Origin of the sequence: Neobacillus sp. (assembly GCF_031988165.1) — a bacterium.
GTDB classification, from domain to species: domain Bacteria; phylum Bacillota; class Bacilli; order Bacillales; family Cytobacillaceae; genus Neobacillus; species Neobacillus rhizosphaerae.
In genome coordinates this window covers 1-11,420 of record NZ_DALZYO010000071.1, presented here as the reverse complement: position 1 = coordinate 11,420, position 11,420 = coordinate 1, and the positions used below count along the sequence as shown (strand labels likewise).

Sequence of the window (11,420 nt, the reverse complement as noted above, 5' to 3'; positions counted from 1 at the left end):
CCTATCACCCAATACATTCTGTCTGTGTTTTGATCTAACAAATGTTCACCCCCTTAAAATGAGACAATATAAAAAGGCTCTGTATTATCGAATCAACGACAATGCAGAACCTTTTGTTGAGACAGTTTGAATCGGGAGATCAAAATACAGTATTTTGAAATTCCCTTTGACTGTATAATTAACTTCATCACCATACTTTAATTTTTGGCTCATCATTGGGCTTTCAATTGTGAACCGGCTATCGTAGTGTTTTTCGTTATACTCTTGAAGTTTTTCCATTGCAGAAGGCGTGAGGCCGCCATTTCTTTCAATCTGGTAATTAATATACTGCTTGTATTCATTTCCCTGATTCAGCTGTATAAAGAAGACTGATGCAGCGAAAAGACTTAATAAAATACAGATGGAAATGTAAATCTTCCCAATGCTCATTACCGCACCATCAAGCATGCTGACACTCCTTTCACATCTTACAAATTAATTTTTGAAATTGCGTCCATCAAATTCGCAACAGCATATCCTATAATCGGAATAAAACTGGCCATTGTGATTTTTGTTGGAAACATACTGAATTTCCTCAATTTATAATCTGCAATTTCCCTGACTCCATCAAATAATTGCTTACTGGCCATCTGTCCTAACTCATTAATTATGGATGTGTCATATGAACTTTGCTGATAATCAAAGAGTGTCATCATAAATAGCATTGCTCGGTCTGTTCCACTTGCCTCATTAGCAAAAGTGCGGAAAGGCTCTTCAGAATTGGGCTGATCATTCATACCAATTAAAAGCCTCTTTAAAGCATCTTTAACATGACCCTCGTCCATCCTTTTCAGCATCTTATTTAAGGCGCTGTATAGATTGGCATTTGTCTCCCGCAAAAACGGAATTAACATCCGACTGAATTTATTGAACTGAAGTTCATTCTGATATTGATACTTCTTATAAGCAGCCAAAATCCTGCGATATTCTAATGACCAAACAAACACGGCCAAGACAGGGCCTATCAACATAATCCAGGTACTAATTAAAGCACCTACAACAGTTCCCAGAGCAAAAGCTATAATAGCCCGCAACAGCCGTTTTTTTTGAAAGCGAATTAGCCATTCTTGGTTATATCCCATATTGTCTAAAATGGATGCTAAATTACTTTCCGCGATTTTCAACCAAAAGTTTTTACGTTCCGATATTTCAGTAGTCATAATTTGACCTCCATTAAGTTGTCGTCGCCTAATCTTCTAATATAAGTGTTGAAAAACAAACCTAATAGAAAAAGGTATAGTGAAAGTGCGATCCAACCAATAATCTTATGAGCGTATACGCCAACCCACTGACTCCAGCCAAATGACAATGTGACTGCACCAATTAATAACAAAGAAATTGCAGAAATAAATCTAAACTCGTAGGTTCTTTGTTTCTTTTTTTGCAGAAATCTGTCTTGTTCCTGTTTCAATTCGTTATGAAGAGATTTAATATCTTTTAACGTATCTATATTTGTACGCCCTTCAATAGCAGCTGTAGCCAACTGTTCAATATATAACTCGAAAATAGTGTCATGCTTATATTTTTCGCTGAAAAGCTGGAATGCATTGTGAATTTCATCGTTAGAAGCGCCTTGCAGAGATAACTGCAGCTGAACAAGATCTTCTTTAAATTCCCCATTTACCCTGTTCGTGACTGTTTCTAATGCTTTTAACATGGTCTTGTCGGAATTAGTAAGATTTTGAGTTAGATTTGTAATAAAGACATGCCGTTCATAAAAAGCTTTTGCGTCATATTCACGCTTTATTGATTGCGGCATCAAAACACGGTATCCATAAAACATCGCTACAGCACCCAATATTAAACTAAGCCACCAGTAATAAAAAACCGCATAAGAAAAAATAAAAACCAAGGCAAATGGTTTTATCAATGACATTAATAGTTCTTTTCGCTCTATAGGTTTTCCATATGCAGTTCTATAAGCATTAAGCTCATCTAGTGTATATACCTTTTTCTTCACTCTTTATTTCCCCCTTCGGTAAACCAGTATAGTTGACACGATGTTCCGCCATTCGCTCTTTTAATTTGCGGCTTATATCGCCGACGGTTGTTTCAAACCGGCCATCCCTGTATCTTTGTTTAAAAACCGTGTTTACAGTGCCATCTGAATTGTATTCTGCAATTTCACTCAGATATCTTACCGTTTTACCATTCACGTCTGTTGCTTTTAAGTGAATTCCTAAATGGATATGCCTATAGATATCACCAAGGGTTGATTTCTCGTCTATCTGATAACCCAATTTCATCATATTGATAAGTCTGCGCGGAATCGTCATTACGTCATTAGCATGCAAAGTAGTGATAATGCTATGATTTGTTAAAACAGCCTGAAGCATTTCATATGCTTCTTCTCCCCGCGTTTCGGCAACACATATCCACTTTGGATTATTTCGCAACGCAGTTCTTACAAAATCTGAAATAGTTACTGCAGCAGACGTCACCCAACTAAGAATATCTTTTGATTTACCAAACAGTTCCTTCAGGTTCCCCTCCTTCGTATCCTCGATCCAAATAATCTTTTCTCTGAAAGGTATAAAACTAACCAAAAACTTTTGAAATTCAGTTTTACCTGAACCAGTTTCACCAGCAATAGCAATATTTGCTTTAGCACCAATTGCAGCTTCTAAAAATTCGTAGATATGTTCAGGGGCAAAATCTGAAAAATTCTCCTTAGTAAGTGCCAGCTTTGGCCTGGACACACGAATCGCCATTGTGGTCCCATACGGTGAAACAGATTTATGAACAGCATTAATTCGCAAATATCCTAAAGAAGCGTCCAAAATAGGATCTTTGGGAGTGAATTCTTTTTCAACTGCATTTGCGAACTTTTGAATGATTTTTAAAATATACTGCTCGGTAATTTCTTGGTCTTCATATGGATAAGGATCTCTAAGATCACTCCTTGCAATAATCAATTCACTTCCGTTAAAGGTTATGTCAGTAACTGTTTCTTGCTTCTTAATGATGGTTTCAATAACACCCAGACCCACCATTTCCTGCATAACATAGTCAACTTTTTCGTCATTATCTAAAACGAAAGCATGATCTTTCGCGACCAATTTCCACATTACTTCCCTTGCTTCTGGTGAGGTAAATGCTTCTAAAACAAGTTCTGGATCTTTATTTTGAATATCTCGAAATATAGCTTGAACGTTTTCCGAACTAATCATTTTGATTCCCCTTATCTCTCACAATATTTGACACAAAAGTCACCTGATAATTTGTGTTGCGATCATCTGTAATTTTTACACGAACAGCTTTTATCCCACCTTCTGCTGTCTTTAAAAAATCATAATCATACTTAGTTCCTTTTAATTTAATATTGCAATTCTGCTCAAACAGGGATTGGAATTTCTTTTTAAAGCTCTCTTCAGTCACCTCTACCCGGCCTTCTTGAACACGTGAACTTTTATCAATACTGTTGATGCTAGTAATCTGACCAGCCTCCGTCATCGTGCTGATAATTGAGTCATGACGATATGCTTCTGAGAAATATGAGGTTGCGGTTAATAGGAGATAAGAACCTATATACACAATACCTAGCAGCATAATGGAGCCCTTCAATTTGCTTCACCTCGATTCCCACTACTGCAATAAAAATAATTTGATGAATGAAAAAAGAGAGCCGGTATCAGCTCTCTTACAACTACATGATCATTCGATTTCCTGCTTTTTTGATTTCTGAATTATCTCTGACCACATTTCATCTGTAATAAGCTCACCAGTATGTTTCTGAGCTAGATCCTCACTTATAACAACTGGAATAGAGCTTTCAATTGTCGATTCTTCTTGGCCATTGCCGTTATATATTAGCTTAAACGCTTTATCCTGAAAGAAATTATCCAAAAACTTTTTATCCGCTGCCTGTTCTGGTGTAACGAGCGCTTGAAGATCATTACAGCTCACAGAAAATGATGCTGATCCTTGTACCAGCACACGATTAACCTTTTTTTCACTCATATTCCCCTTCTCCTTTTTAAGAGTCTGGGTTTCCTCTGAATCAAAGTCATCCAGCGCTTTACGTGCTGCTATTAAAGAATCAGCAAAAATGTTGGCTGCTTCAGTATTCTTATTCCTCTGTTCATTTATGATACTGTTAAATTCTTCATCATTTAAACTTGCCAGGCTTGTCCATTGATCTTCTTTTTTCATCGTTTTTCCCACCTCAACATTAGCGCCTGATTCCAGGCAGCTATTCTTTATAGACCGTAATCGTATATTCAATAGTTCCTTCATGTAGTTTTTGTTTTGACTGAGGGCAGCTTATTCTCCTGGAGCTAATACTTATGACCTTGTCCTCGGTAATGAGTCTAACAATTTTGGTTATAGCCTCAACCTGATCACTGGTGGTAAAAGTAAAGCAAGGTTTATCCACGCTTCTCCCTCCAAGATTTAAATTATTTCTTCAACCAATTAATATCGCTTTGTGACCATCCTTCAGGTTTGCCGTTTGGAAAAGGATCATCAGCATTGATCGGTGTCAACATGATTTCATCCTGATCTATAGTTTCTGAATTCATATGGCCATACATATACGCATATAGGGTCAGTTGATCTTTCATTACCACGCTTACCTGATTAATGCCTACTCTGTTTGAAGAATAGGAGACATCATATCCGCCCAAATCAGCCCAAATTGGTGTGTAAAATCTGTTACCGCCGTCTCGGATATCATTTTTTAAACGCTTGTCTTTCGCTTTAAGCTGAGTATCAGTAAATAAACTGCCAGTCTCCTTTTCAACATTGACGTGAGGAAAGATAAATGACATGTCTCTAATCAAATGATCCTCAGTAACTGATTTTTCTGATGAGGCAACTTCCATAGGAAAGGCAGCCACATGATTTTTCACTTTATAGTCCAGATACGTATCCATTAAGCTCTCTGGCACATTAAATTTAAAGCTGATATCCGGGTCATCCTTTTTAATCATATTGTCGTATGCGAAGATCAGATTTTGATCGCTCCCGTACCCGGTTTTACGTTTTGGAAGCAGCTGTCCCTGGAAAGAGAGGGTTTCAAAATAGCTTTCCATTGGCGTTGTCGGTGTTATTTCAGTCATGACAACACGCTTGGCCGTACCTGATTTTTCAGCTACATCTTTCATCGAAACCGTTATTACATCCTCAGAGCTCGTATAACCGTCCGTAGAGAGCTTTTGTCCCTTTTCTGGAACATCTATGTCATTTGAGTCGTATCCCTCTAATTTGACCGTATACGGCTTGTTTGTATTGACCTTCAGCCCTTTAGCCGGAACTGTTAGATTTACTGTTTGCGGGAGCTTATCAGCTGTGTATGTTTTTTTTATTCAATAATGATTTCCCATCATACAAGCTGACATTGATTTTGGCTGATTCCATGCCTTTTGTATCTTTTTTATAGACATTGGTTTTTGTTAAATATGCCTTGACCGGTAAGCCATCCGCGGCCGGTGCTGTATAAATTTGAAGCTTATTGATACTGGCTTGGATCAGGGGGACATCATAATAGATCGTCACTGTGATATCCTCTTTACCTACAGTGCCGGTTATGGGTTTTGTCGAAATTGGTCGATAACTGTATTTTTTCTTTTTCAAATTGGTCAGCGGTGCGTAAGTGTACTTGTCGCCTCTCTTTTTGGTATACTCCTGCTTTTTAATTAGGGAACCATCTCTGTTATCTTTGTGCAGCACTGTGATTTTTCTCTGCAATGCATATTCAAACGTGAGAGTGACATCCTTATTTCCGAGTTTTCCAGTTTTTTTGGCAGAGCTAACTGGAACATACGTATTCTTACCTTTGGTAATGCTTTTCTCTGGTGAATAGCTGTAATTTGTGCCGATGTTAACAGACTCAGTTGTTTTCTTTAAAACCGTACCTTCATACTTATCTTTGTGAATGACGGTTATTTTTTTCTGCCTTTTTTCAAAATGAACTGTAAAGCCGGCGGAAACAACCGGATCAATTACAAATGAACTTCCCATTAAACGCTGATAACTATTTGCACTAGGTAAATACAGCAAGGAAGCGAGCTGATTGATTTCTCCGTTCACATTCCCTGTGGCATAATTCGATCCATAATCTAAAGGAGCAGTGAAATAAAAAGACTGGCCGTCATGAAGCGTAATCTTCCCGCCCTTTTGCGTTTTACCGCCTTTTACATGGATTGTGACTTGAGATGGTATCTTGATGGTTGCTGTTCCTTTACCGTTTAATTTGATCGTTTCCGATTGCTGCTGATTTCCTGCAATGGAGCTATTGACGCTGTTCTTGCTAAATGAAATCTGGTAGCTCGGAGCATCCCCTTTCTTGGCATGCTTTATAAGACCCCAAACCTCAGAGTCTAAGTTGCTATACGTTTTTTGCGTTCTCTTCCCATCGAGCCAGTTATTTAGCGCGACATACGTTTTAACCATGTCAGTCATTGAATTACCTATTTCGTTTCCATCGCCGCCGAAGCCATAGTATAAAATGGCCTTGACACCATCATCATATTGACGTTTAGGTAAGGCGTAAGAATGGCCGCCATAAGGTGCCGGTTTTCCCGGATCAATACAGAAAACAATATTGTCTCCTATCTTAATAAAAGCTGTTTCGTGTTCTACACCATGCGGATCTTTCCAGGAATACGGCCCCTTAGCGACAGCTGTAGCTGCATTGGCTGATGACGTGAAAAATGGCATAAAAAAAAGCGCTGCGACAATTGCTGCGGCACTTGATAACATTATCAAAACTCGTTTGTAAATTATGTGAAACACTTCGCTCACCCATTTCTTAATATGCTGTATGGCAAAAGCTTAAATAAACTTAAAGAAACAAATCCTTATGGCGGAATTATAATCATCTGTTCTCTTCACCCCATATAAATTTTTCGACCAACTAAAATACTTTGGAAGCAAGTATTGATAGCAACAATGTCATCAAATAAAAAAGAACCGGTTTAACTGAACGCTTAAAGTAACACCACAGGAAGAACTGATAAATCCCCCCCAAACTCAACACAATGTAGACAACCTCAGAAGTGACAGCAAGAAGGTCACTTTTATTCAAAGAGCCGATCCCCAATGAATCATCAAATGGTATCGGTATAGAATTCGCGGAAAAAATCAAAGCAATTCCAAAAAGAATATAAAAACCACCGTATAGTTTAATTAGCAGCAGAACGCTGTCGAACAAAAACTTAAACGGAAAACTGATAGACTGTACAATTGGTTCTTTATAGGTATTTAAACAAAAATTCTTGTATTCTAAAAAAGAGCAATTGATCTGCTCATTAACTAATATTCCTTCCTCCTTCAGTATTTGTTCAGTCTCCCGCCACGCCAACTTCTCATTCCAATACGTTGTAATGCTCATTCCAGAATTGAGTAGTCTGCCTTTTTTTTCGGAATTATTTTGGTATACGTAATGATGAGCCAAAGAAAATGCCTGGATTAAACTGCTCAAATCAGTGAATTGCGGTATTTCGATTGTTGGTATCTTATCACCCCCCAAACAATACGCATATTGCCCGGTGGAAGACCTTAAAAAGGACGATCTTACTCTGATTCCTTCACTGGTAATTCGATTTAATATCCTATGCTTGGCCTCTTCATCACTTAAATCGATCGCGTTTCCTTCACTCATGGTTCTCTCCTTTCAACAAAAAATAGGAACTGATAGATCATCACCTCCCTTTTTCCAGACCCATAGCAGCCTTATTTATCTTCTTCAACAATCACTATCGCGTTATTAATCACGACACGCTTCCCATCAATATCGAACTTTACTTTATTCCCGTAATCATTGACCTCTACATCGAACTTGCCTTTGTACGTCTTGATGACCTTCCCATTCTGATCATATACTGTTGCTGTTCTTTTCAGCCCGTTAACACTTGATTCATGATCTTTTACGGAGCGATCCCAACTCTCACTGCTACAGCCGGCTAATGCTGAACATGCCACAATCACAAGCGTTAGAATTAACAAAATCCTCTTCATTTCAATATCCCCATTTCTTTATTTTAGAGCATAAAAAAACGGACTAATCAGTTAGTCCGTTTCAATCATCAAACGAGATTATTTCCCTCTTTTGTAAACATCATAATTATTCCCCGTTCCGTTATTTCCACTTCCGGAATGAGTATAATTGCCATTATTAAAGTCATTAACAAAATCATTTGCATTTTTCATCGTATTATTTTGTGACTGTCTGCTTTTTGTTGACGAGGATGACCCGCTGTTACTGCTGCTTGTTGACTTCCTGCCAGCATTTGAAGAAGCACTACTGCCGGAATTGCTTTTATGTGAACTTCTCACATTACTTCCTGTGCTTGCGCTGCTCTTACTTCCTCCCGAAGTCGATGGAGTATATGACCGAGTTGTATTGCTGCTGGACCCTGAATTGGAATAAGTGTTAGAGCGTGCTTTTGCTGGATGTGAACTGCCATAACTGCTTGGTGTCTCGGTCTTGGCGTCAGAGGTAACAGAAGGCGATTCATGAACTGTAGAGGAACTGTTTGAAGCTGATTCTGAGTTGTATTGCGTCACCTTTTTGCCCTTTGATTCAGTCGTAACATTTGATTTTTCTTTTTCTATTTCTCGAAGCTGCTTTTCAGCTTTTTGATTAAGAGTCTCACGGTCTTTCAACTTTTTCTCAATTGATTTTAGTGATTTATTCAGATCTGCCTTTATATCTTTATTTAAGACTTTATTAACTTCTTTCTTGATTTTCTTAAAAGAATTCCAGCTATCATCTGATTTCTCTATGAGCTTTCTGGTTTTTTCAATTTGACCGAGCTGATCTTTAGCCTGATCTAACTCCTTTGTTAAATCTTTATACAGATCCTCACTAATCGGTTTTACCTTTTTCACATTGGCTGCAGATACATCCAAAATAGATTGGTTAAGGTCATCAACAATAACACCATCTACTATATCCTCATGCACTGATTTTTCAGCGCTGTACATAATCGACGCGTTATTTGCCTTTTTAGCGAGGGACTTTTTCTCTTCAGAGTCTTCTATCTTTGAAATGAGGTTCTGTGCTGTTTTTATCTTTTCTTCAGAAATCCCTTTTGCTAAATAGTTGTTCTTGTTTGAGGCATATAAGGAGCTCACAGCACTTTTAGCATTGTCATATGCCTGCTTTTCCTCTGCCTTAGCCTGGTACGTATTAAATAAAAATGAACCGGCTCCGCCAAGTAGAACGATACCTGCAGCGATTCCGCCAACTAGCTTCTTCTTCATAACACCCATCATCCTTTTTTAGTTTTTCCAACCATATTTTACAATGGTTCCTGTAGAAAACATAGGAGTAAAGCAAATTTTGCTTTTGCTGGTGTACCTTGGATGCCAGGATTCACACGTTTATCAATGAAAATAAAATCAGCCCAACCGTGAGTTTGTAGCAGTTGTTACTCACGCAACTCTATATCAGCCAAGTATTCGGGTTTTGCACCCGAATCTGATAATGTTAGCCAAACTTGCCGTCTACGACCGGTGAAAACCGTCACTCGCGCCAAGAAGAAATGTTCACCCAAAAGTATTGCATGGCCGTTATACTTTTGGAGGGGGGCTTTCCCTAATATTTAGTTGATTTTTTGCCATCACTGACAAACGTGTGAATCCTGATCATTCCTCATTTCGCTTTGTTTATTAATTGCTCCAATATGTAATTGGGGTGACACACAACAGCTATTCCTTTACTTGTTGTATAAAGCTTGACCTGACTTGCACCTGAATTCAACAAGTCTGTCTTTAAAGTTTGTGCGTTGTGATATCCAGTTTCACTTAAAAGAACCGATACTTTTTTAGCTCTGCCGGAAGTGTTACGAACTCTAACCGATTGACCCCTGCGTGGTGCCTTTTGAGGCTTATATGTTTGCTCCATTTTTCTAATTGGTTGAAAAGCACGGTTAGTAAATAAGAGCCTTGAATTAGGGCTGATGCGTTTACCAACGATCTCACCATCACTATTTTTAACATTCTTAATATTCGAATAACATTGAGATATAGGGCGCTTCATATTAGTGATTGTATGAACGCAATCTCTTCCGTTTAAAATGTAAGTGGTGCCATCAATCATTCTTAAAGAATCACCATAATCACAGACATCTCGTTCAGTCATTGGCTTATCTAAAATTTGAAGTTTGCTCAACTTTCTTTAACCCTCCTTGGATGATCCATAAAATTAACTTAAAGACATAAAAAAGCTGCCAGACGGTTAGCCTGACAGCTCCAATTCATTGAATAAGCGATGAACACCCGTAAAAACTAACACTTTTACGGACAAACACCGTTTATAATTAACAACGATTGGGGGCAAGATCACACTAACAAATTTAATGTGAGCTAGATCAACACTGGTTGCAGCCAATAGGTTGACAGCCCATATAAAGTTATACAAGTGAAAATTAACTGATGTGATTGAGGTGAAAGTTATGATTGGTGTATGATGTGTTATGTATACATAAATTTACTGACAGTTAACTCCCGCTAACATCAGTTAACCACTCATCTCATTTCAGTTAACCACAGTTAATATTCACAAAAAACAGGAACAAATTTAGGACAAAAGACCTTATGAATTCTGTTTTTTTGAATTTAATTCACTGTTCACTTAAACAAGATAGCAAACTTTCAAATTGCTGTAAAGTGTTTTGCTGGAAATTAACCAAAAAAATTCACTACGACGTGACTTTTCCAGCAAATTCGAGATCCCGTCACTTATTGTGAGGTGTATAAATCAATGAATAAAGATAATAAAAAAGAGAAAAAACCAATACCGAACCTTGCCAAATATTTATATGACAGAAGGAAAACACTCGGTCTAACAGCAAAAGAAGTAGCAAACGACGCTGGGTTGTCAAAGTCATATATATCCCAATTGGAATCAGGAAAGAGAACACAACCCAGCCCGGCAATCTTAAACAAACTGGCAAAAACACTTTCCATCCCTAATGAGGAAAAGCTTGAATTATTGCAGCTAATTGCGTCTGCAAAAGAATCTTCACCAAAAAAGGAATTACACTCTTTTGATATAACAGGGCTGTCTGAAAAGGAAATCGAGTTTATTCAAAGGCAGATCAGCTTACTAAAGGAATCTTCCGAACAATTAAAAATATTGCAGCCCGTTGATCTGACCGGCTTGATGGAAGAGGATATTGGTGACATAGAAAAATACATAAGATTGTTAAAGATACGTAGAAAATACGAAGCTTTACAAACAAAAAAAGAACAATCAGAGTGATTGTTCTTTTTTGCTGACCAAGAAACCATTATTGCTGTACATTTCGCCTCTCTAATCCATGCTGTTTACGCTCTTCACCGCCGATGCAGACAATGGCCAAGCATGCGGGCACCGATCGGCCGACTTTACCTTTCGACCAGCTTCGCACCGCCGACTGACTGCCACGTTGCCC

Annotated in this window: 13 protein-coding genes; 1 reads left to right on the top strand and 12 read right to left on the bottom strand. The window is 38.1% G+C overall.

From position 1 onward, the window contains the following. Positions 1 to 84 precede the first annotated feature (84 nt). The 12 genes from RTR43_RS24795 to RTR43_RS24740 form a co-directional block, all read right to left on the bottom strand. Positions 85 to 447 carry a hypothetical protein gene (locus RTR43_RS24795; RefSeq protein ID WP_032858745.1) on the bottom strand — a complete coding sequence of 121 codons (363 nt, stop codon included), beginning with the start codon at positions 445 to 447 and terminating at the stop codon, positions 85 to 87. A gap of 20 nt (positions 448 to 467) precedes the next feature. Further along, on the bottom strand, positions 468 to 1,199 hold the full coding sequence (locus tag RTR43_RS24790; protein WP_073982102.1) for a hypothetical protein: 732 nt from the start codon (positions 1,197 to 1,199) through the stop codon (positions 468 to 470). Further along, complete coding sequence (locus tag RTR43_RS24785; RefSeq protein ID WP_073982103.1) at positions 1,196 to 1,999, bottom strand: hypothetical protein; 804 nt, start codon at positions 1,997 to 1,999, stop codon at positions 1,196 to 1,198. The genes RTR43_RS24790 and RTR43_RS24785 overlap by 4 nt, the downstream gene beginning before the upstream one ends. Continuing rightward, the gene (locus RTR43_RS24780) at positions 1,971 to 3,209 is read right to left on the bottom strand and encodes a CpaF/VirB11 family protein (protein WP_073982104.1); all 1,239 of its coding nucleotides are present in this window, start codon (positions 3,207 to 3,209) and stop codon (positions 1,971 to 1,973) included. The genes RTR43_RS24785 and RTR43_RS24780 overlap by 29 nt, the downstream gene beginning before the upstream one ends. Beyond that, entirely contained in the window at positions 3,202 to 3,603 is a 402-nt protein-coding gene (locus RTR43_RS24775; RefSeq protein ID WP_032858753.1) for a hypothetical protein, read from the bottom strand. The genes RTR43_RS24780 and RTR43_RS24775 overlap by 8 nt, the downstream gene beginning before the upstream one ends. Before the next feature lie 90 nt (positions 3,604 to 3,693). Continuing rightward, on the bottom strand, positions 3,694 to 4,191 hold the full coding sequence (locus RTR43_RS24770; protein WP_082188811.1) for a hypothetical protein: 498 nt from the start codon (positions 4,189 to 4,191) through the stop codon (positions 3,694 to 3,696). Between the two features lie 245 nt (positions 4,192 to 4,436). Next, positions 4,437 to 5,144 (bottom strand): hypothetical protein, encoded by a 708-nt coding sequence (locus tag RTR43_RS24765; RefSeq protein ID WP_312476529.1) that lies wholly within the window; start codon positions 5,142 to 5,144, stop codon positions 4,437 to 4,439. 178 nt (positions 5,145 to 5,322) lie between these two features. Next, a complete protein-coding gene (locus RTR43_RS24760; protein WP_312476526.1) occupies positions 5,323 to 6,741 on the bottom strand; it encodes a MucBP domain-containing protein in 1,419 nt (472 codons plus the stop codon). A 154-nt stretch (positions 6,742 to 6,895) separates the two neighbouring features. After that, the gene (locus tag RTR43_RS24755; RefSeq protein WP_312476525.1) at positions 6,896 to 7,642 is read right to left on the bottom strand and encodes a hypothetical protein; all 747 of its coding nucleotides are present in this window, start codon (positions 7,640 to 7,642) and stop codon (positions 6,896 to 6,898) included. Between the two features lie 71 nt (positions 7,643 to 7,713). Then, positions 7,714 to 7,998, bottom strand: a complete 285-nt coding sequence (locus RTR43_RS24750) for a DUF5052 family protein (protein ID WP_073982107.1) — start codon at positions 7,996 to 7,998, stop codon at positions 7,714 to 7,716. A gap of 78 nt (positions 7,999 to 8,076) precedes the next feature. Beyond that, entirely contained in the window at positions 8,077 to 9,246 is a 1,170-nt protein-coding gene (locus RTR43_RS24745; protein WP_073982108.1) for a hypothetical protein, read from the bottom strand. 391 nt (positions 9,247 to 9,637) lie between these two features. Then, the gene (locus RTR43_RS24740; RefSeq protein WP_073982109.1) at positions 9,638 to 10,156 is read right to left on the bottom strand and encodes a hypothetical protein; all 519 of its coding nucleotides are present in this window, start codon (positions 10,154 to 10,156) and stop codon (positions 9,638 to 9,640) included. Between the two features lie 591 nt (positions 10,157 to 10,747). On the opposite strand from RTR43_RS24740, the gene RTR43_RS24735 reads away from it, so the two are divergent. Continuing rightward, a complete protein-coding gene (locus RTR43_RS24735) occupies positions 10,748 to 11,248 on the top strand; it encodes a helix-turn-helix domain-containing protein (RefSeq protein ID WP_073982110.1) in 501 nt (166 codons plus the stop codon). Positions 11,249 to 11,420: the final 172 nt, after the last annotated feature.